Source organism: Rhodococcus sp. NPDC003348, from assembly GCF_053589375.1.
This window is the reverse complement of record NZ_JBSFRT010000005.1, coordinates 173,287-193,800: the sequence shown is the minus strand read 5'-3', so window position 1 is coordinate 193,800 and position 20,514 is coordinate 173,287. Positions and strand designations below refer to the sequence as shown.

At 69.3% G+C, this 20,514-nt stretch carries 18 protein-coding genes; 14 read left to right on the top strand and 4 right to left on the bottom strand.

What is annotated here, in order from left to right; all coding sequences use genetic code 11:
- The first annotated feature begins 69 nt into the window (after window positions 1–69).
- The 5 genes from sucB to ACWDU4_RS05460 all read left to right on the top strand — a co-directional run bounded on the left by sucB (window position 70) and on the right by ACWDU4_RS05460 (window position 5,506).
- Window positions 70–1,743 carry a 2-oxoglutarate dehydrogenase, E2 component, dihydrolipoamide succinyltransferase gene (gene sucB, locus ACWDU4_RS05480; RefSeq protein ID WP_450112834.1) on the top strand — a complete coding sequence of 558 codons (1,674 nt, stop codon included), beginning with the start codon at window positions 70–72 and terminating at the stop codon, window positions 1,741–1,743.
- A 141-nt stretch (window positions 1,744–1,884) separates the two neighbouring features.
- A complete protein-coding gene (locus ACWDU4_RS05475) occupies window positions 1,885–2,775 on the top strand; it encodes a TIGR01777 family oxidoreductase (protein ID WP_450112833.1) in 891 nt (296 codons plus the stop codon).
- Window positions 2,776–2,824: 49 nt separating this feature from the next.
- Complete coding sequence (gene lipB, locus ACWDU4_RS05470; RefSeq protein WP_450112832.1) at window positions 2,825–3,589, top strand: lipoyl(octanoyl) transferase LipB; 765 nt, start codon at window positions 2,825–2,827, stop codon at window positions 3,587–3,589.
- 43 nt (window positions 3,590–3,632) lie between these two features.
- Entirely contained in the window at window positions 3,633–4,664 is a 1,032-nt protein-coding gene (lipA, locus tag ACWDU4_RS05465) for a lipoyl synthase (protein ID WP_450112865.1), read from the top strand.
- Window positions 4,665–4,750: 86 nt separating this feature from the next.
- Complete coding sequence (locus ACWDU4_RS05460; RefSeq protein WP_450112831.1) at window positions 4,751–5,506, top strand: DUF4191 domain-containing protein; 756 nt, start codon at window positions 4,751–4,753, stop codon at window positions 5,504–5,506.
- Window positions 5,507–5,684: 178 nt separating this feature from the next.
- Here ACWDU4_RS05460 and ACWDU4_RS05455 read toward each other — a convergent pair whose 3' ends face one another.
- Window positions 5,685–6,158: an RDD family protein gene (locus ACWDU4_RS05455; RefSeq protein ID WP_450112830.1), complete on the bottom strand. Its 474-nt coding sequence runs from the start codon at window positions 6,156–6,158 to the stop codon at window positions 5,685–5,687.
- 189 nt (window positions 6,159–6,347) lie between these two features.
- Between ACWDU4_RS05455 and glnA the strand changes: the two genes are divergently transcribed.
- The 8 genes from glnA to ACWDU4_RS05415 all read left to right on the top strand — a co-directional run bounded on the left by glnA (window position 6,348) and on the right by ACWDU4_RS05415 (window position 16,708).
- A complete protein-coding gene (gene glnA / locus ACWDU4_RS05450; RefSeq protein WP_450112829.1) occupies window positions 6,348–7,784 on the top strand; it encodes a type I glutamate--ammonia ligase in 1,437 nt (478 codons plus the stop codon).
- A gap of 314 nt (window positions 7,785–8,098) precedes the next feature.
- Complete coding sequence (locus ACWDU4_RS05445; RefSeq protein WP_450112828.1) at window positions 8,099–9,706, top strand: AMP-binding protein; 1,608 nt, start codon at window positions 8,099–8,101, stop codon at window positions 9,704–9,706.
- A gap of 98 nt (window positions 9,707–9,804) precedes the next feature.
- Window positions 9,805–10,626, top strand: a complete 822-nt coding sequence (locus ACWDU4_RS05440) for a class I SAM-dependent methyltransferase (protein ID WP_450112827.1) — start codon at window positions 9,805–9,807, stop codon at window positions 10,624–10,626.
- Between the two features lie 92 nt (window positions 10,627–10,718).
- The gene (locus ACWDU4_RS05435) at window positions 10,719–12,845 is read left to right on the top strand and encodes an oxidoreductase (RefSeq protein WP_450112826.1); all 2,127 of its coding nucleotides are present in this window, start codon (window positions 10,719–10,721) and stop codon (window positions 12,843–12,845) included.
- Between the two features lie 181 nt (window positions 12,846–13,026).
- Window positions 13,027–13,680 (top strand): ABC transporter permease, encoded by a 654-nt coding sequence (locus ACWDU4_RS05430; RefSeq protein ID WP_450112864.1) that lies wholly within the window; start codon window positions 13,027–13,029, stop codon window positions 13,678–13,680.
- The gene (locus ACWDU4_RS05425) at window positions 13,677–14,969 is read left to right on the top strand and encodes an ATP-binding cassette domain-containing protein (RefSeq protein ID WP_450112825.1); all 1,293 of its coding nucleotides are present in this window, start codon (window positions 13,677–13,679) and stop codon (window positions 14,967–14,969) included. Before ACWDU4_RS05430 ends, ACWDU4_RS05425 begins: the two co-directional genes overlap by 4 nt.
- Entirely contained in the window at window positions 14,966–15,715 is a 750-nt protein-coding gene (locus ACWDU4_RS05420; RefSeq protein ID WP_450112824.1) for an ABC transporter permease, read from the top strand. The genes ACWDU4_RS05425 and ACWDU4_RS05420 overlap by 4 nt, the downstream gene beginning before the upstream one ends.
- An 18-nt stretch (window positions 15,716–15,733) precedes the next feature.
- Window positions 15,734–16,708, top strand: a complete 975-nt coding sequence (locus ACWDU4_RS05415) for a glycine betaine ABC transporter substrate-binding protein (protein ID WP_450112823.1) — start codon at window positions 15,734–15,736, stop codon at window positions 16,706–16,708.
- Window positions 16,709–16,735: 27 nt separating this feature from the next.
- On the opposite strand, the gene ACWDU4_RS05410 is transcribed toward ACWDU4_RS05415, so the two are convergent.
- The 3 genes from ACWDU4_RS05410 to ACWDU4_RS05400 form a co-directional block, all read right to left on the bottom strand.
- Entirely contained in the window at window positions 16,736–17,842 is a 1,107-nt protein-coding gene (locus tag ACWDU4_RS05410) for an LLM class flavin-dependent oxidoreductase (protein WP_450112822.1), read from the bottom strand.
- Window positions 17,839–18,687, bottom strand: a complete 849-nt coding sequence (gene thiM / locus ACWDU4_RS05405; RefSeq protein ID WP_450112821.1) for a hydroxyethylthiazole kinase — start codon at window positions 18,685–18,687, stop codon at window positions 17,839–17,841. The genes ACWDU4_RS05410 and thiM overlap by 4 nt, the downstream gene beginning before the upstream one ends.
- Window positions 18,688–18,750: 63 nt before the next feature.
- Window positions 18,751–19,641 carry a sulfurtransferase gene (locus ACWDU4_RS05400; protein WP_450112820.1) on the bottom strand — a complete coding sequence of 297 codons (891 nt, stop codon included), beginning with the start codon at window positions 19,639–19,641 and terminating at the stop codon, window positions 18,751–18,753.
- 127 nt (window positions 19,642–19,768) lie between these two features.
- Here ACWDU4_RS05400 and ACWDU4_RS05395 point away from each other — a divergent pair, with 127 nt between their 5' ends.
- Window positions 19,769–20,449: a GntR family transcriptional regulator gene (locus ACWDU4_RS05395; protein WP_450112819.1), complete on the top strand. Its 681-nt coding sequence runs from the start codon at window positions 19,769–19,771 to the stop codon at window positions 20,447–20,449.
- Window positions 20,450–20,514 lie beyond the last annotated feature (65 nt).

Below are 20,514 nucleotides of genomic sequence, written 5' to 3'. Positions count from 1 at the left end.
CAGAATGTTTTTCGACCACAAGTCGACCAACTCAACAACCCGAACACAATTGTCGAGGAGTCAAAAGAAATGGCCTTCTCCGTCCAGATGCCGGCTCTCGGTGAGAGCGTCACCGAGGGAACCGTCACTAGGTGGCTCAAGCAGGAGGGAGACACGGTAGAACTCGACGAGCCCCTGCTCGAGGTCTCCACCGACAAGGTCGACACCGAGATTCCCTCCCCCGCTGCGGGCGTGCTGACCAAGATCGTCGCCCAGGAGGACGACACCGTCGAGATCGGCGGTGAGCTCGGCATCATCGGTGGCGCCGACGAGGCCCCCGCTCCGGCTCCGGCCGCTCCCGCCGAGCCCGCCCCTGCCGCTCCGGCTCCCGCGCCCGTCGCGGCCGCTGCACCGGCCCCCGCGGCGCCCGCTCCGGCCGCCGCCGCTCCCGCTGCCCCCGCGTCCGGCACCCCGGTCACGATGCCCGAACTGGGCGAGTCCGTGACCGAGGGCACCGTCACCCGGTGGCTCAAGGCCGTCGGCGACGACGTCGCGGTCGACGAGCCCCTGCTCGAGGTCTCCACCGACAAGGTCGACACCGAAATCCCCTCGCCGGTCGCGGGCACGCTGCTCGAGATCAATGCGCAGGAGGACGACACCATCGCGGTCGGTGCGCAGCTCGCCGTGATCGGCTCCGGCGCACCCGCCGCCGCCCCGGCGCCTGCTGCTCCGGCTCCCGCGCCCGCCCCGGCTCCGGCGCCTGCTGCTCCGGCTCCCGCGCCCGCCCCGGCTCCGGCGCCCGCCGCTCCGGCCGCCGATGCAACCCCGTACGTCACCCCGCTGGTCCGCAAGCTCGCCACCGAGAACGGTGTCGACCTCGCGACCGTGACCGGCACCGGTGTCGGTGGCCGCATCCGCAAGCAGGACGTCCTCGCGGCCGCCGAGGCCAAGAAGGCTCCGGCCGCAGCCCCGGCAGCACCCGCCGCAGCTGCACCGGCCGCCGCCACCACCCCGGCCGGCGTCCGCCCGGAGCTCGCGCACCTGCGCGGCACCACCCAGAAGGTGAACCGGATCCGCCAGATCACGGCGGTCAAGACCCGGGAGTCGCTGCAGACCACCGCGCAGCTGACCCAGACCTTCGAGGTCGACGTCACCAAGGTCGCGGCACTGCGGTCGCAGGCCAAGGCCGGGTTCTCCGACCGCGAGGGCGTGAACCTGACGTTCCTGCCGTTCTTCGCCAAGGCCGTCGTCGAGGCGCTCGGGGCGCACCCGAACGTCAACGCGAGCTACAACGAGGACGCCAAGGAGATCACCTACCACGCGGCCGTGCACCTCGGCATCGCGGTCGACACCGAGCAGGGTCTCCTCTCCCCGGTGATCCACAACGCCGGCGACCTGTCGCTGGCCGGCCTGGCCCGCGCGATCGCCGACATCGCGGCCCGCGCCCGCTCCGGCGGCCTGAAGCCGGACGAGCTGGCCGGTGGCACCTTCACGATCACCAACATCGGCAGCCAGGGCGCGCTGTTCGACACCCCGATCCTGGTGCCGCCGCAGGCCGCCATGCTCGGCACCGGCGCGATCGTCAAGCGCCCGATGGTGGTCACCGACGACAACGGCAACGAGTCCATCGGTGTCCGGTCGATGTGCTACCTGCCGCTCACCTACGATCACCGCCTGATCGACGGTGCCGACGCCGGTCGGTTCCTGACCACGATCAAGCAGCGGCTCGAGGAAGCGGCCTTCGAGGCCGACCTCGGCCTGTAGGTCGCGGAAACCCACGCGGGCGGGGGCACCATCGAATTCGGTGGTGCCCCCGCCCGTTTCCGGGTGCGGGACACCCCAGCGGCGGACGGCCGGTGACGCGGTGCCCCCGCTCGACCGTCGACACCAGGAGGCGAAACAACGATGAAGGTGACGATCGCCGGATCGTCGGGACTGATCGGGACGACTCTGATTGCCGCGCTGAACGCGGACGGCCACGAGGTGCGGCGCCTGGTGCGCCGGCCCGTCGCCGGGCGCGATGAGTTCCGGTGGGCGCCGGAGCGGGGCGTGCTCGACTCCCGGGCACTGGACGGCGTCGACGCGGTGGTGAATCTCTGCGGCGCCGGGATCGGCGACCAGCGCTGGTCCGGCGCATACAAGCAACTGCTGCGCGACAGCCGCGTCGCGCCCACGGACGTGCTCGCACACGCCGTCGCGGACCGGGGCGTGCCGGTTCTGGTCAACGCGAGCGCCGTCGGCTTCTACGGCGACACCGGCGACGGCGTGGTGGACGAAAATGCCCCGGCGGGTGCGGGTTTCCTCTCCGGTTTGTGCCGGGACTGGGAACGCGCCACCGAGCCCGCCCGGGACGCCGGGGCCCGGACGGTGCTGCTGCGCACCGGCACGGTGATCTCGCCGAACGGTGACCTGCTCGGTCGCCTGCGCCCGCTGTTCCGGTTCGGCCTCGGCGGACGGCTCGGCAGCGGACGGCAGTATCTGTCGTGGATCTCCCTCGACGACGAGGTCGCGGTGATCCGGTTCGCGCTGACGTCCGGTGCTCTCGCCGGTCCGGTGAACGCCACCGCCCCGAACCCGGTCACCAACGCCGGGTTCACGAAGGCCCTCGGCCACGCGCTGCGTCGCCCCACCCCCTGGGTGGTGCCGGGGTTCGCGCTGCGCGCCGCGGTCGGCGAGTTCGCGGACGAGGCGGTGCTGCACGGTCAGCGCGCACTGCCCGCCGCACTCGAGTCGGCCGGATTCACGTTCCGCCACAACACGATCGACGAGGCGCTCACCGCCGCCCTCGCGCGCTGACGCGGGTGCCGGGCGCCCTCCTCCTCCGTCCAGGCGTAACGTGTCGACAATGAGCAGCGCCACCGCCTCCGTCCGTTTCAGCGCCGAGCCGCTCGATGTCCGACCCCTCGGACTCGTCGACTACCTGGAGGCGTGGGAACTGCAGCGGAGCCTTGCCGGTGAGCGCGCCGAGGACCGCGGCCGCGACACACTCCTCCTGCTCGAGCATCCCTCGGTGTACACCGCGGGCCGCCGCACCCAGCCGGAGGACCGGCCCACCGACGGCACACCCGTGATCGACGTCGACCGCGGCGGCAAGATCACCTGGCACGGACCCGGCCAGCTGGTCGGCTACCCGATCGTCAAGCTCGCCGAGCCGGTGGACGTGGTCAACTACGTGCGCCGCATCGAAGAGGCACTGATCGCCGTCTGCGTCGATCTCGGGCTCACCTGCGGCCGCGTCGAGGGCCGGTCCGGGGTGTGGCTGCCCGCCGGCCTGAGGGACGGTGTGTGGCTGCCCGAACGCAAGATCGCCGCGATCGGCGTGCGAGTTCAGCGCGGGGTGGCCCTGCACGGCTTCGCGCTCAACTGCGATGCTGCGCTCGACCGGTTCGACGACATCGTCCCCTGCGGTATCCGCGATGCCGGCGTGGCGTCACTGTCGGGTGAACTCGGCGCGACGGTGACGACCGCCGATGTGCTTCCGGCCGTCGTCGCCGCTGTCACCGCCGCGTTCGACGGCACGATGCCGGTCACCGAACGCGACATCGAACGCGTCACTTTCGAGGACGCGACGACCCCCGAACCCGCATTCACCACCCACCGCTTCGGCTGAGCGCGGGCGACCGAAGCGACCGGCGTAGCATCGCATCGTGACTGTGGCACCCGAAAACTCCCCGGCCGCCGCCCCACAAGGGCGCAAGCTCCTTCGCATCGAGGTCCGCAACGCCGAGACCCCGATCGAGCGGAAACCCAACTGGATCAAGACCCGCGCGAAGATGGGCCCGGAGTACACCGAGCTCAAGACGCTGGTTCGCAGCGAGGGCCTGCACACCGTGTGCGAGGAAGCCGGCTGCCCCAACATCTACGAGTGCTGGGAAGACCGCGAGGCCACCTTCCTCATCGGCGGCGACCAGTGCACCCGGCGGTGCGACTTCTGCCAGATCGACACCGGCAAGCCCGCCGCCCTCGACCGCGACGAACCCCGCCGCGTCGCCGAGTCGGTCCAGTCGATGGGCCTGCGCTACTCGACCATCACCGGCGTCGCCCGCGACGACCTCCCCGACGAGGGCGCCTGGCTCTACGCCGAGACCGTCCGCCAGATCCACGAACTGAACCCCACCACCGGCGTCGAGAACCTCATCCCCGACTTCCACGCCCACCCCGATCTGCTCGCCGAGGTCTTCGACGCCCGCCCCGAGGTCCTCGCGCACAACCTCGAGACCGTCCCCCGGATCTTCAAGCGCATCCGGCCCGCGTTCCGCTACGAGCGTTCCCTCGCGGTGATCACCGCCGCCCGTCACTTCGGCCTGGTCACCAAGTCGAACCTGATCCTCGGCATGGGCGAGACCCCCGACGAGGTCCGCGAGGCCATGGTGGACCTGCACGAGGCCGGCTGCGACATCATCACCATCACCCAGTACCTGCGCCCGTCGCCGCGCCACCACCCCGTCGAACGCTGGGTCAAGCCGGAGGAATTCGTCGAGCACTCCGAGTTCGCCACCGAACTCGGCTTCGCCGGTGTCATGGCCGGACCGCTGGTCCGCTCCTCCTACCGCGCCGGCCGTCTCTACGCCCAAGCCATGGCCCATCACGGCCGTCCCCTCCCCGCCGGACAGGCCCACCTCGCCGAGGAGGGCAGTGCCTCCCAGGAGGCGGGCTCGCTGATCGAGCGCCTCGCCCGCGCCTGACCGCCGAACCCGGCGTCCCGCCGCCCCGACCCGACATCCCTGGTCGGGTGCGATCGGCGGCGGGCCCGGGTCGTATCCTGTGAGGTATGGCGAACGGCAGTAAGTCCGGAAAAACGGGCAAGGCAAGCAAGGAAGCGAAGGCCGCTGCGAAAGCGGCCCGCAGGGCGGCGTCGAAGGAACGGCGCAGCCAGCTGTGGCAGGCGTTCAATCTGCAGCGCAAGGAAGACAAGCTGCTGCTGCCGCTGATGATCGGCGCCGTCGTCGGCCTCGCCGTCGTGTTCTTCCTGGTCGGTCTCATCTTCGGGCTCCAGTGGTTCCTGCTGCCTGTCGGCATCCTGCTCGGCGTGCTGGCCGCGTTCGTTATCTTCGGTCGTCGCGTCCAGAAGACCGTCTACGGCAAGGCCGACGGTCAGGCCGGTGCGGCGGCGTGGGCGCTGGACAACCTGCAGGGCGGCTGGCGGGTGACCAACACCATCGCCGGCACCACCCAGCTCGACGCGGTGCACCGCGTGATCGGCCGCCCGGGCGTCATCCTGGTCGCCGAGGGCGCCCCGCAGCGCGTCAAATCGCTTCTCGCGCAGGAGAAGAAGAAGACCGCCCGCCTGGTCGGCGACACCCCGATCTACGACATCGTGGTCGGCAACGACGAGGGCCAGGTGCCGCTCTCACAGCTGCAGAAGTACCTGATGAAGCTGCCGAAGAACATCGACACCAAGCGGATGGACTCCATCGAGGGGCGGCTCGCCGCACTCGGCAACCGTGGCGGCCCGGCGATGCCGAAGGGCCCGGTCCCCGGCGGAGCGAAGATGAAGGGCGTGCAGCGCACGATCCGCCGCCGCTAGCGCTTCGCGCAGGTGCGTGTCTTCGGCCGCTCCCCTGGTCATCTCACCTGATGCACAGAACGCTCACGACCGCCTCTCGCCGAATCTCTCGATTCGAGCGACGTGGTCGTGAGCGTTCTGTGCGTTCGGGGCCGAAACCACGCACCCGGGGTCCGGAGCCTCACCCCAGCGGAAGTGTCTAGCGCGACCGGACCAGCGCGGTGCCGGTGGCGCGGTCGTGCATGCCGCGACCGTCGGTGTCGGTGATCAGCGGCGGGACCATGAACACCAGCAGCACCTGACGGGCCAGCGCCCGCACGATGCCGACCGGGACCGGCTTGTCGATGCGCGCGACCTGCAGTCCGACGCAGTACTGGCCGGGCGTGAACGAGAACAGCGTCACGGTCACGACACCGACCACGAACCACACCATCAGCACGACGCTGGACAGCCGGCTGTCGAGGGCGTCGCCGCCGAGGAGCAGGATCGACACGCCGCCGGCCATCAGCCAGTCGATCATCAGCGCGGCGAGGCGGCGGCCGGAACCGACCAGCGACCCCGGGCCGCTCTCGGGTAGCCCGATCCGCTCTCCCCGGTACTTCGGGGTACCGTCGTCGTCGATCGGGAGTGCGGCCGTCGGGCCGGAGAGCCAGGATCCAGTCATACGAGCCATGTGTCCAGGATAAGCGCACCCCGGCACCTCACAACGGTCGCGTACACGATGTGACCTACGTCGTAAATCGCGACGTGTAACACTGGCGAAACACGGACTTGATTGTTGGGCAACACCGAGTCCATACCGTCGCCTCGACGAACCCGCCGCAATCAACACTGGCTGGGACCCAACTGAAGGAGCACAAGCGTGGCGTTCAGCACGGCCGAAGAGGTCATCAAGTACATCGCCGACGAGCAGGTCGAGTACGTCGACATCCGATTCAGCGACCTGCCCGGCGTCCAGCAGCACTTCTCGATCCCGGCTTCGGCGTTCAACAAGGATGTCTTCGAGGACGGCCTCGCGTTCGACGGCTCGTCCGTCCGCGGCTTCCAGTCCATCCACGAGTCGGACATGATGCTGCTGCCCGACGTCTCGACCGCGCAGATCGACCCGTTCCGTGCCGCCAAGACGCTGAACATCAACTTCTTCGTCCACGACCCGTTCACCCGTGAGTCCTACAGCCGCGACCCCCGCAACGTCGCCCGGAAGGCCGAGGAGTACCTGAAGTCGACCGGCATCGCCGACACCGCCTTCTTCGGTGCCGAGGCCGAGTTCTACATCTTCGACAACGTCTCCTACGAGTCGAACATGAACGGCGCGTTCTACAAGCTCGACGCCGTCTCCGGCGCCTGGAACACCGGCAACGAGCGCAACGCCGACGGCAGCCCGAACCTCGGCTACAAGGTCCGCGCGAAGGGTGGCTACTTCCCCGTCGCCCCGTACGACCACTACGTCGACCTGCGTGACGAGATCTCCACCAACCTGACCAACGCGGGCTTCGAGCTCGAGCGCGGCCACCACGAGGTCGGCACCGGCGGCCAGCAGGAGATCAACTACAAGTTCAACACCCTCCTCGCCGCGGCCGACGACCTGCAGCTGTTCAAGTACATCGTCAAGAACACCTGCTGGCAGCACGGCAAGTCCGCCACCTTCATGCCGAAGCCGCTCTTCGGTGACAACGGCTCGGGCATGCACGTCCACCAGTCGCTGTGGAAGGACGGCAAGCCGCTGTTCCACGACGAGGCCGGCTACGCGGGTCTGTCCGACCTGGCCCGCTGGTACATCGGCGGCATCCTGCACCACGCGCCGTCGCTGCTCGCGTTCACCAACCCGACGATCAACTCGTACCACCGCCTGGTTCCGGGCTACGAGGCCCCGATCAACCTGGTCTACAGCCAGCGCAACCGCTCCGCGGCCGTCCGCATCCCGATCACGGGCAACAACCCGAAGGCCAAGCGCCTCGAGTTCCGCGCGCCGGACTCCTCGGGCAACCCGTACCTGAACTTCGCCGCGCAGATGATGGCCGGCCTGGACGGCATCAAGAACAAGATCGAGCCGATGGCTCCGGTCGACAAGGACCTCTACGAGCTCCCGCCGGAGGAGGCCCGCAACATCCCGCAGGCCCCCACCAGCCTGTCTGCCGTCATCGACCGGCTCGAGCAGGATCACGACTACCTCACCGAGGGTGGCGTGTTCACCACCGACCTGATCGAGACCTGGATCTCCATCAAGCGTGAGCAGGAGATCGCGCCCGTGAACCTGCGGCCGCACCCCTACGAGTTCCAGCTCTACTACGACGTGTAAAGAGTCGGCACTGGAATCAGGGCTCTGACCTGGCAAATCATTTTGGAGCGCCTGATTCCGTCCGCGGTTCGTCCGCAGTAGATTTCGAGTCGGCCCGCCCGGCGATCACTGAACCGATCGCCAGGCGGGCCGACTCGTCTGCATCCGGCCACATGTGCGCGTGGACGTCCACCGGTGGATCACCGGTGTTCCTCGGGTGACTGCTCGAGCCAAGGACAGCCGTTCACCAACACAAGGTGATTCCTTTTGCCTGTACGCCGATGGAACATGTTCTAGGTTGGGACGGTCGCCATGGTGTCGCGAAAGGAAACCCGATGCAGTTCAACCTTGCGGACGTCTTCGAAACGGTCGCTTCCGCAGTGCCCGATCGTGTCGCACTGAGCTATGAGGGCGAGAACCTCTCCTACGCCGAGCTGGATGGGGAGGCGAACAAGACCGCCGCGATGCTCACCGCGGCGGGTGTCTCGGCGGGTGATCACGTCGCCCTGTTCCTGAAGAACAGCGTTGAGCACGTCACGAGCATCCTCGGCCTCGTCAAGCTCCGCGCCGTGCCGATCAACGTCAACTACCGGTACACACCCGCGGAGCTGGAGTACATCTTCACCAACTCCGACTCCGCCGCCGTCGTCGTCGAGCTTCCCGAACATCAGGTAACCCTCGCCGGTCTGCTCGAGTCCTGCCCGCTGATCCGGACCGTGGTCGTGGTCGGCGACACAACCGACGAACTTCGGGCCGCCGCCGCAGCGCGCGGCGTCGCCCTCGTCGACTTCGCCGACACTCGCAACCAGCCGGCGACCGGCGACTTCGCGACTCGTTCCGGCGACGACCTGTACGTGCTGTACACCGGTGGTACCACCGGGTACCCGAAGGGCGTCATGTGGCGTCAGGACGATTTCTTCCGCAAGCCGCTCTCCGGCGGCAACCCGTACGGCGAGGGCGCCCGGCAGGATCTCGCGGAGGTCGCGGCCGCGGCGAAGGAGTTCCCCGACCTGGCGTTCCTGATCGCGGCGCCGCTCATGCACGGCGCCGCGCTGTACTCGTTGTTCACCTTCTTCACACTCGGCGCGCGCGTCGTGCTGCGCCGGGACTTCAACCCGGAGAAGGTCGTCGAGTCGATCGAGACGGACCGCGTCCAGGTGATTCTCATCGTCGGCGACGGCATGGGCCTGCCGCTCGTCGACGAGATGGAACGCCGTAAAGGCGAGGTCGACATGAGCTCGCTGTTCTCGATCACCTCCGGCGGCGCGATCTGGTCGACCAGCGTCCGCGACCGGATGCTCGCGGTGAAGCCGGACCTGCTGCTGCGCGACAACTTCGGCGCGTCCGAGTCGGGCAACGACGGGGCGTTCACCATCGACGAAGCCGGCAACCTGCGGATGCCGCCGTCGCCGAACATGATCGTCGTCGACGAGCGATTCGAGCAGATCCCCGCAGGCTCCGATGACATCGGCTACATCGCTCGGATCGGCAACGTCCCGCTCGGCTACTACAAGGACGAGGAGAAGACAGCTCGAACTTTCCCGACCCGCGCTGACGGTGTCCGGATGTCGGTGCTCGGCGACATGGGCAGGGTCGAAGCGGACGGCACCATCGTCTTCCTCGGGCGCGGCTCGCAATGCATCAACACCGGTGGTGAAAAGGTCTTCGCCGAAGAGGTCGAGGCCGCGCTGCATGCGCATCCGTCGATTTCGGATGCACTCGTTGTGCCGATCCCTGACGAACGTATGGGCCAGCAGGTCGCAGCGGTGATCGCGACCTATCCAGACTCGTCCGAGCTCACGCTCGACGAAGTCCAGGAACATTGCCGAAAGTCCCTCGCCGGGTACAAGATCCCGCGTTCGGTGGTCCTCGTGGATGAAGTCAAGCGGACCCCGGCCGGCAAGGCCGACTACCGCTGGGCAACTTCCATGGCATCGTCCTAGGAAGGTGGCGGCACCCCTGGGCGCCCACCCGGTCGCCCAGGGGTGCCGCCCGCCACTCGTGTCGCTGGGCCGCACGGCTGTCCGGGATGATCGACCGCATGCCAGCCGCTCGCCGCACCGACCGCCGGACCACGTTCGACCGCGCCGCGCGGGCCTATGACGGGGCCCGGCCCGAGTACCCGCCTGCGCTCTTCGACGAACTCGTCCGCGCGACCGGGGTGACTCCGGGCGATTCCCTGCTGGAGATCGGCGGCGGAACCGGCAAGGCGACGGTCGAACTGGCACGACGCGGTTTCGCCGTCACGTCGGTGGAACTGGGCCCAGCCCTGGCCGCGGTCGCGCGGGAGAACCTCGCGCCGTTCGCGAACGCCGAGGTGGTCTGCGCCGACTTCGAAACCTGGGAGCCGGCGCCCTCGGCGTCCTTCGACCTCGTGTTCGCTGCGACGGCGTGGCACTGGATCGACCCCGCGATGCGATACGCCAAGGCCGCCAGGCTCCTTCGCCCACACGGGCATCTTGCGTTCTGGACGGCACTGCACGTCGTGCCCGACGAGGGCGACCCCTTCTTCCAGGACATGCAGCCGATCTACGACGAGATCGGCGAAGGAATGCCGCCCGGAACGGTCTGGCCCCGCCCCGGCGAACTCGCCGATCATCGGGCGGAGATCGAATCGACCGGGCTCTTCGAGGGCGTCACGGTGAGTCATTTCGACTGGGAGGTCGGCTACGACGCGGACGGCTACCTCGCGCTTCTGGACACCTTCTCGAGCCACATCGCGATGGCGGGGTGGCAGCGGGAGCGTCTCCACGGCGAGATCCGCCGACGCATCGAGGACCGACCGGACCACCGGGTGCGGCGCCATTTCGGCACCGTTCTCCACACCGCCCGTCGTGTGGAGCATCTGCCGAACCTCGCCTGACTCCTGCCCGGCGAGCACCGGCTGCGGGGTGTCCGGTCCCGATCAGCGAGAAGTTGCCACATCCACGGCACCCTCCGCAATAGCTTCGATTCGTGACCACCGGCATCCAGACATTTCCGCACCTCCTCGCTCCCGGCACCATCGGTCCGATGACGCTGGACAACCGCGTCGTTCTGCCCGCTATGGACATGAACCTCTGCGAGGACGGCGAGATCCACCAGGGCGACATCGATCACTTCGTTGCCCGCGCCGAGGGCGGTACCGCTCTGATCATCACCGGCTGCGCCGCGGTGGCCTACCCGGCGGGCTGCACCAGCCGTAAGGAGCCGGGCCTGTCCGAGGACCGGTTCATCCCGGGCCTGAAGGCGCTCGCCGACGCGATCCATGCCGCCGGGAGCAAGCTGTGCGTGCAGATGGTGCACCACGGCAAGGTGGCTCGCATCGACACCCTCGACGGCCGCCCGCAGCTGGTGCCGTCCATTCCGAAGCCGCCCGGTGACATGAGCGCGATGGCCGACTGCACCCCCGAGGAACTCGGGAAGATGGCCGCCATCCAGGAGGGCAAGCGGGCCACCCACCACGAGGCCACCCAGGAGGACCTCGACTGGCTGGTGCGGATGTTCGCCGAGGCCGCGGGCCGCGTCCTGGCCGCCGGTGGTGACGCGGTCGAGATCCACTGCGCCCACAACTACGTCCTCGGCGGATTCCTGAGCCGCTACTCGAACCAGCGCACCGACGAGTACGGCGGGTCACTGGAGAACCGAGCCCGGCTCGCGTGCGAGGTGATCAGCGCGGTCAAGGAGAAGGTGGGTGACGGCCTGGCGATCATCGTGCGCCTGGCCGGGCAGGAGTACGGCGAGTCCGACGGCCTGACCGCCGACGAGGCGGCCGCCGCGGCGGCCCTGTTCGAGAAGGCGGGCGCGGACGCCATCCACGTCACCGGCACCGCGCTGAACGCCTTCGCGAACTTCACCGACGGTCCGCTGCCCAACAAGGTCGGCTATTACACCGACAATGCGGCGATCGTGAAGCGCGCGGTGTCGATTCCCGTGATCACCGTCGGCCGGATGCTCCCCGAGGTCAGCGAGAAGATGATCTCCGAGGGCAAGACCGACTTCGTCGCAATGGGCCGTCAACTGCTCGCCGACCCCGGTCTGGTCGGCAAGCTCAAGGCCGGGCGGGCCGAGCAGGTCCGGCCCTGCATCAACTGCTACGTCTGTGTGCAGGAGAACTTCTGGGACGAGACGCCGCTGTGCGCGGTCAACCCCGCACTCGGCAACGAGGCCCTGCTGCCGTTCCCCGCGGTCAAGGCTCGCAAGCACGTCGTCGTGGTCGGCTCCGGCCCGGGCGGACTCGAGTCCGCGCGCGTCGCCGCCGAGCGGGGCCACCGCGTCACGATCCTGGAGAAGTCCGACCGCGTCGGCGGCACGCTGTGGTTCTCCACGCTGACCACCCCGGACAACGAACGGCTGCTGAACTGGCTGACGAGCGAGGTGACACGGCTCGGCGTCGAGGTGCGGCTGAACACCACGGCCACCGCCGCGTCGGTGCGTGCCCTCAACCCGGACGAGGTCGTCGTCGCGACCGGCGCGGTGCGCGAACGCCCGAACGTACCCGGCGGCAATCTGCCGCACGTGCAGACCGGCGACACGATGCGCGCACTGATGAGCGGATCGGGTGACGTCTCCGACCAGTCCGCGCTCTTCCGTGCACTGGGCAAGTTGGCAGGGCTGACCGGAATCACCAAGAGCCCGGGCAGGATTCGTGACCTGAGCCGCCGATTCCTCAAGTTCCTTCCGATGACCCGCAACGTCGTCGTGATCGGCGGCTCGCTGGTCGGCCTCGAGCTCGCCGAGTTCCTCGCCGAGCGGGGCAGCCGCGTCACCCTGATCGAAGAGGGCCAGCAGCTCGGTGTGCCGATGGCGATGCCGCGGCGCTGGACCGCCGTCAAGCACTCGCGTGAGGTGGGCGTGAACATCTACCGCAAGGCGACGGTCAAGCGCATCACCCGCAAGACCGTCGAGTTCACCGCCGGCGGCGAGACCCTCACCGTGCCGGCGTCGCTGGTCGTGGTGGCCACCGGGGTGTCGGCCGCAGCTCCGCTGGCCGATGCCCTCGGCGCGTCCGGTGTGAACGTCCGCGTGGTCGGCGACGCAGGCTCCGTCGACTACATCGAGGGTGCGATGCACTCCGCGTGGAAGGTCGCCACCGAAATCTGAGTCACACCACGCGGCTCGGTCACCGAGGCCCGTCCGCCCCTTCCCGGGGTGGACGGGCCTCGACCCGTTTCCGGACGATCCACCCCAACGGGACACGCCACGATTCCCCGAACGTTGCACGGGCACTCTCCCGGGAGCAAGGTGATCTGTGACCAACGGAACAGTGGGAGGTGAGCGCGCGGTGGATCTGCAGACCTGGTGGGAATTCGTCAGCGTCCGTCGCCAGCAACTGGTCACCGACTCGTTCCTGCACGTCAGCGCCGTCGTCCAGTCGGTGATCCTCGCGACGATCCTCGCCGTCGGGATCGGCATCGCCGTCTACCGCAGTCCATTCGGCTCCACCGTCGCGACCGGGTTGGCCAGCACCATCCTGACGGTTCCCTCGTTCGCGCTGTTGGGCCTGCTGATCCCGATCATGGGGCTCGGGGTGCGCCCGACCGTGACGGCCCTGGTCCTGTACGCACTGCTGCCGATCATCCGGAACACCATCATCGGCCTGGCGTCGGTCGACCCGGCGGTCAGCGACGCGGCTCGCGGAGTCGGGATGAGCCGGTTGCGAATCCTCGGCCGGATCGAACTGCCGCTGGCCTGGCCGTCGATCCTGACCGGCATGCGCGTGAGCACCCAGATGCTGATGGGCATCCTCGCGATCGCCGCCTACGCGAAGGGCCCTGGGCTGGGCAACCTCATCTTCTCCGGCCTCTCCCGCGTCGGCAGCCCGAACGCCGTCCCGCAGGCGCTGACCGGCACCGTGCTCATCGTCATCCTCGCGCTGATCCTCGACGGCATCTACGTCGTGATCGGCAAGCTGACCACGTCGAAGGGAATCCGATGAGCGCCGCCGACCAGCACGACAATCACGGCGGCGCAGGCGCCGGGGCCCACGGTGTCGAGATCGTCCTGGACGAGGTCGTCAAGCGGTACCCGAACGCGCCCACGCCCGCCGTCGCTGGTGTCTCGATGACGATCCCCGCCGGCGAGACCGTGGTGTTCGTCGGCCCGTCCGGCTGCGGCAAGACCACCACGATGCGGATGATCAACCGGCTCATCGAACCGACGTCGGGCACCATCACCATCGGCGGCCGGGACGCGCTGTCCATCGACGCGGACAAGCTGCGGCGGGGAATCGGGTACTCCATCCAGCAGGCGGGCCTGTTCCCCCACGTCACCGTCGGCAAGAACATCGCGACCGTGCCCGGCCTGGTCGGGTGGGACCGCAAGCGCATCGCGGCCCGCGTCGACGAGATGCTCGACCTGGTCGGCCTCGACCCCGACACGTACCGGAACCGCTACCCGCGGCAACTGTCCGGCGGTCAGCAGCAACGCGTCGGGGTGGCCCGGGCGCTGGCCGCCGATCCCCCGGTGCTGCTGATGGACGAGCCGTTCGGCGCGGTCGATCCGATCACCCGCGGCCTGCTGCAGGACGAGTTGCTGCGTCTGCAGTCCGAACTCGGGAAGACGATCGTGTTCGTCACCCACGACTTCAACGAGGCCGTCAAGCTCGGTGACCGGATCGCGGTGCTGGGCAACCAGTCCCGCATCCTGCAGTACGACACCCCGGAGGCGATCCTGGCCAATCCGGCGGACGAGACGGTCGCCGGATTCGTCGGCGGCGACGCCTCCCTCAAGCAGTTGACGTTGACCCGGGTGCGGGACGTTCGGCTGCTGCACTGTCCCACCGTCCACGAGGACGGATCCGTCGAGGAGTTCCGGGACGCGCTGCTGGCCCGCAAGCGCCGGTGGGGACTGGTCCTCGACCACCGGAACCGGCCGCTGCGGTGGGTCTCGCCCCCGCATCTGGCGCACGCGACGTCGCTCCGCGGAGTGGGTGATCCGGTCGGCGAGCTCGTCTCGGTGCAGTCGACGCTGCAGGACGCGCTCGAGGCGCTGCTGGCGGAGTCGAGCGCGTCGACGGTCGTCACCGGCCGGCGGGGCGAGTACGCGGGCCTGATCACCATCGACATCCTCGTCGCGGCCCTGCGCGAACTGCGCGAGGAGCACGCGGGCGACCACGACGACGAGCACACGAACGCCAGCTGGATCGAGCCGACGGGCCGGCACGGCGGATCCCGGCCTGCCGTCCCCGGGGCGCAGGCGGTCCCCGCGGAGGAGGCGACGCCGTGAGCACCGTCGCCGAGGGCCGATCGGAACGGGCCCGGCTGCTGGTCCAGCCGGTGCTGGTGCTGATACTGGTTGCGGGAGTGCTGTTCTGGGCGTTCAACCGGGAGCTCACCGCCACCCAGCAGGCCAGCATCAGCATCTCGAACATCGCGAACCTGACGTGGGAGCACGTGCTGATCACGGTCGCGGTCGTCGCGATCGTGCTGGTGCTCGCGGTGCCGTTGGGCACCCTGCTCACCCGTCCCGGCTGGAACCGGGTGGCGCCCTTCTTCGTCGGCATCGCGAACGTCGGGGCTGCGGCGCCCGCGATCGGTCTACTGGTGCTGTTCTACCTCGCCACCCGCACCACCGGGTTCTGGATCGGGGTGCTGCCGATCGCCTTCTACTCGCTGCTTCCGGTGCTGCGCAACACGATCCTCGGCTACCAGGAGGTCGACCCCGCGCTGATCGACGCGGGCCGCGGCCAGGGCATGTCCGCGGTGACGGTGCTGCGCCGGGTGGAGTTCCCGATGGCGGTGCCCTACATCCTCGCCGGACTGCGGACGTCGCTGGTGCTCGCGGTCGGCACCGCGACACTGTGCTTCCTGGTCAGCGCCGGGGGGCTCGGGATCCTCATCGACACCGGCTACAAGTTGCGCGACAACGTCACCCTGGTGGTCGGCGCGGTGCTCGCCGTCGCGCTGGCACTGTTCGTCGATTGGCTCGGTGCGCTCGCCGAGGTGTACCTCGGCCCGAAGGGGTTGCGTTGACATGAAAGCTGCCCTGTCATGAGAACCCTGCGCGCGATGGTCGCGGTGGCCGCGGTGGTGGCCACCCTGTCGGCGTGCGGTCTCGAGTCCGGCGGCGCCGTGCCACTGGAGGTCGGGCCGGGCAGCATCACCCCGGTCGAGGAACTCGAGAGCGTCCCGGTGACCGTGGGATCCAAGGACTTCACCGAGCAGATCATCCTCGGCTACATCATCGAGTTCGCCCTGTCCGCAGCCGGGGCGGACGTGCGCGACCTGACGAACATCCAGGGGTCGAACAGCACCCGGGACGCGCAGCTCGCCGGGCAGATCGACGTCACCTACGAGTACACCGGCACCGGCTGGATCAACTATCTCGGTCACGAGCAGCCGATCCCCGACCCGACCGCGCAGTTCGAGGCGGTCCGGGACGAGGACCTCGAACGCAACGGCATGGTGTGGACCGATCCCGCACCGATGAACAACACCTATGCCCTGGCCACCAACCGGGCCACCGCGGACGCGACCGGGGTGCGCACCCTCTCGGACTACGCGGCGCTGGTGGAACGCGACCCGGCGGCCGCGACCACGTGCGTGGAGACCGAGTTCAACGTGCGGCAGGACGGCTACCCGGGCATGGCCGCCGCGTACGGGTTCGATCCCACCAAGGCGGACAAGCGCCTGCTGCAGACCGGCATCATCTACCAGGCGACCGCGGACGGCACGCAGTGCAAGTTCGGCGAGGTGTTCACCACGGACGGCCGGATCGTCGCCCTCGATCTGGTTCTGCTCGAGGACGACCGGTCGTTCTTCCCGAAGTACAACCCGGCGATCACGATGCGGGAGGAGTTCGCCCGCGAGCACCCCGAGATCGCCGAGGTGATGGCCCCGATCTCCGCGGCGCTGACCAACGAGGAGATCAGCGAACTCAACCGCCAGGTCGACGTCGACGGCCGCGAGCCCGCCGACGTCGCCCGGAACTGGCTGGCAGACAAGGGCTTCGTCACCATTCCCTAGGCACGTCGTGCACAGTGACGGAGCCGCCTACAGCGCGCGGAAGCGCGGGATCAGGTGCTCGGCGACCTGCTTCGCCTCGTCGATCAGCGGCCAGCCGGCGAGGATGAGCGACGTCAGGCCGGTGCGGTCGCGCAGGGTCCGCACGTGCCCCGTGATCTCGTCGGGATCGCCCACGTAGTAGACGGCGGACGAGCCGGTCGCGAAGATGTCCAGCGGGGACCAGGCGGTGATGCCGGCGTACAGGCCGTCACCGAGGTACAGGTCCTCCGGTTCCGGGATCTTCCCGGAGACGATGGTGTTCACCCAGCCCTGCCGCTGGGCGTCGCGGGCGGTGAACGTCTTGAGATCCTGCGCGCCGCCGGTCCGCCTGCGGACCGCCTTGTCGAGGACGTCGGTGATCTGGTCGATGCCGGCCTTCTCGAACAGCGACCGGAAGCGGTCCATGGCCTCGTCCCGGGTGGGGCGCACGATCACGCCGGACAGCGCACCGAAGTCGCTGAACTCGCGACCGGCCGCTGCGGCCGCCGCCCGCGCACCGGCGAACTTCTCCTCGATGAACGCCGTCTCCCGCAGCATCGCCAGGTAGGCGTCGAGGACCTTGCCCGAGTTCGCCAGTCCCGCAGGCGAATCACCGGTGCCCCACAGCGGAACCGTGTGCCCCTCGGCCGAGTCGACGCGCAGCGGGGTGTTCGGGAAGTTGGACTCGGTGCCCTCGCGGTAGTAGCGCCGGAAGTCGGCCCAGTACTGCTCCCCCAGTTCGTACCGCCGGTCGTGCTCGACGTTCATGTCGTACTTGGTGAGGATGTTGTCGCGGCCGTTGACGGAGTTGATCATCAGCCGGCCACCGCTGAACGCGTCGAAGGTCAGGGCCTTCTCGGCGAGCAGCCGGGCGGGAGTCATGTTGGCGTACACCGCGACCAGGAACTTCATCCGCGAGGTGTGCGAGGCCGCCCACGTCGCCGACAGGAACGGATCGTTCGACCAGGTCGCCACGAGGGCACCGTCGAAGCCGCCCTCGTCGATGGTCTTGGCGAGTTCGATCTGCCGCTGCCCGTCGACGGGGTACAGCCCGCCCGGGCTCCACGGGAAGTCGCCGTCGGCCTGGGTCAGGTACCAGAAGGTCTTGATGCTCACAGGTTCCCGGCCTTCTCGGTCGCGTCGAAGGTCTCGACCCGGGCGCGATCGGCGAGCGTCGTGGCGTCGACGGTGTACAGCGCGTCGAGGTAGGCGACGGCGAACGATCCCGGGCCGGACGAGTTCGCCTCGGCGATCTCCGACGCGACCGCGACGTGCGCGTGCGCGGCGGCGAGCCCGATCAGCGGGGTCGGTGCCACCGCGAGGTACGCGGCGACGAGACCGCCGAGCGAGCAGCCGGTGGAGGTGACGCGCGGCAGCATCGCGCTGCCGCCGCCGATCCGGACCCCGACGACACTGCCGTCGGCGGCCCGTCCCACCAGGTGGTCGACGGGTCCGGAGGCCGAGACAACCTCGGCGTGGTCGAGCAGGGCGAGGGCCGCGGGCACGGCGGCGGCCGGGTCGTCGGAGCTGTCCACGCCGCGGGTGTCGCCGCCGAGCCCGGCCAGCGCGATGATCTCGGACGCGTTGCCCCGGATCGCGGTGGGCCGGTACTTCAGCAGGTCCACGGCGAGGCCGCTGCGCCACGCGAGGCCGCCGACGCCGACGGGGTCGAGCACCCAGGGGGTGCCCGCGTCGTGCGCGGCCTCCGCGGCCGCGGTGAATGCCGCTGCGGTGCCGTCGTCGGGGGTGCCGAGGTTGACCAGCACACCTCCCGCGATCCGCGCGAAGTCACCGGCCTCGTGGGCGTTGTCGATGTGCGCGTTGCTGGCGCCGGCCGCGAGCAGCACGTTGGTCAGGAAGTTCGCCGACACGACGTTGGTCAGGGAGTGGACGAGCGGGACCCCGGCGCGGAGGGCGTCGAGGGCGCGACCGAGGTCGTCGGAGGTCAGGGCAGTGGTCATGGAGAATTCCTGTGGCAGAGAGGGTTTCGAGGGTTCGGGACTATCGGCGCCGGTGACATCGCTTCATTCGTCACCACCTGCGGTCGTGACCATCGGCAGTGCCGGGTCAGCGGACCACTCTTCGATCGACCCGTCGTACACCTGCAGGTCGTCGTGGCCGGCGAGGACGAGACCGAGCGCGGTCAGGCACGCCGACACGCCGCCACCGCAGTAGAGGACGACCGGCCGCTCGGCGCCTGCGAGGGCGTCCTCGGCGAGCGCCCGCACCTCGTCGACGCCGCGAACGAGTCCATCGTCGTCGAGCAGGCTCTTCGCGGACAGGTTGCGGCTGCCGGGGAGGTGCCCGCGCCGGCTGTACCGGGTCTGCTCGGCACCCGAGAATTGCGCGGGGGCCAGCGCGCACACCAGGGTGCCGGGCGCGTCGCCCTCTACGATCGCGGACACGTCGGCACGGTCCACCCAGAGCGGCCGGTAGTGCAGCCCGGGATCGGTGGCGACCGCGGTCGACGGCGCCGCGTCGCCGGTCTCGACCGGCAGGCCGAGTTCCGTCCACCGGGCCAGACCCCCATCGAGGACGCGTGCCTCGACACCGACACTGCGCAGCAGCCACCACACCCGCGAGGCCCAGGTCATCGAGCCCTGGTCGTAGACCACGACATCGATACCCGCCGAGATACCCAGTGCCGCAAGCTCGTCCGCGAGCTGTCGGACCGGGGGCCGACTGAAGTGCAGGGTATTGGCGGTGTCCGAGAACGCGCTGAGGAGATCGACGTGCCGCGAGCCGGGAACGTGGGCATCACGCCAGAGCGCTCCGCCGGACTCCGGCCGGTAGTCGCCGTCGAAGCGCGGGGGGGCGAGGAGGACGGTGACGTCCAGGACGACGGGAGTGTCGCCGCGACCGATCGCGTCGGACAGCTCGTCGACCCCGATCAACGGTGGGTTGTGCACGCTCACGCCTTCCTGAAAGTTCGAACGAACCGAACCTAAATGAGGACAAGCGTATACGCAAGTATTCGAATGTCTTCCCTGGCATAATCATCGCGGCGGCCGCGGACCGCGACCGAAAACGAGGGAGGACACGATGACGCGCGAGGACGACGACCTGGGCACCCTGATGCTCACCGGTGCGGCGGGCCGGTCGGATCAGACCTCGAAGCAGTACCTACGGCTGCGCGCGGACATCCTCGACGGCAAGTTCCCGCAGGGCGCGCCGCTGCACGAGACGCAGCTCAGCGAGACGTACGGCGCCTCGCGCACCCCCATCCGCGAAGCACTGAACTGGCTCGCCCACGACGGGCTCCTGGAACGAGCGGCGCGCGGGTTCCGGGTCCGGTCCGGCACACCCGAGGACGTGATCGAGATCTACGCCGCCCGCGTCGCTCTCGAATCCGAGGCCGCGGGAGCCGCCGCGATCCGGCACACCGACCTCGACATGGCCCGGCTCGAACGGCTGCACCGGTCGTGCTGCGACGCCGACGACGACGCAGCGGTCCGCACCGGCAACTTCCGCTTCCACGAGGCGCTGTGGCAGGCCGCGCACAACACGACGATCATGACGCTGCTCGTCCGCCTGACCACCCAACTGCGGATCTACGACAGCGGCCCGCCGTCGAACTACGGCGAGCCGGATCTGCTCAATTCCGAGCACGACCTGATCCTCGACGCGCTGCGCGCCCGCGACGAGCGCGCCGCCCGCGAGCACATGCGCACCCACCTCGAGCGCAGCCGCGAGCAGCGCATCCGCCTCTTCGCCGGCGAGTAGCGCTACGCGCTCGTGCGCGGTTTGCGGGTGTGGGGACCCGCAAACCGCGCACGAGCGGCGCAGCC

Bases quoted from the DNA above. Each gene is read 5' to 3' on its own strand.
- sucB (WP_450112834.1), top strand. From the start codon at position 70: ATGGCCTTCTCCGTCCAGATGCCGGCTCTCGGTGAGAGCGTCACCGAG.
- ACWDU4_RS05475 (WP_450112833.1), top strand. From the start codon at position 1,885: ATGAAGGTGACGATCGCCGGATCGTCGGGACTGATCGGGACGACTCTG.
- lipB (WP_450112832.1), top strand. From the start codon at position 2,825: ATGAGCAGCGCCACCGCCTCCGTCCGTTTCAGCGCCGAGCCGCTCGAT.
- ACWDU4_RS05460 (WP_450112831.1), top strand. From the start codon at position 4,751: ATGGCGAACGGCAGTAAGTCCGGAAAAACGGGCAAGGCAAGCAAGGAA.
- ACWDU4_RS05455 (WP_450112830.1), bottom strand. From the start codon at position 6,158: ATGGCTCGTATGACTGGATCCTGGCTCTCCGGCCCGACGGCCGCACTC.
- ACWDU4_RS05445 (WP_450112828.1), top strand. From the start codon at position 8,099: ATGCAGTTCAACCTTGCGGACGTCTTCGAAACGGTCGCTTCCGCAGTG.
- ACWDU4_RS05440 (WP_450112827.1), top strand. From the start codon at position 9,805: ATGCCAGCCGCTCGCCGCACCGACCGCCGGACCACGTTCGACCGCGCC.
- ACWDU4_RS05425 (WP_450112825.1), top strand. From the start codon at position 13,677: ATGAGCGCCGCCGACCAGCACGACAATCACGGCGGCGCAGGCGCCGGG.
- ACWDU4_RS05415 (WP_450112823.1), top strand. From the start codon at position 15,734: ATGAGAACCCTGCGCGCGATGGTCGCGGTGGCCGCGGTGGTGGCCACC.
- thiM (WP_450112821.1), bottom strand. From the start codon at position 18,687: ATGACCACTGCCCTGACCTCCGACGACCTCGGTCGCGCCCTCGACGCC.
- ACWDU4_RS05395 (WP_450112819.1), top strand. From the start codon at position 19,769: ATGACGCGCGAGGACGACGACCTGGGCACCCTGATGCTCACCGGTGCG.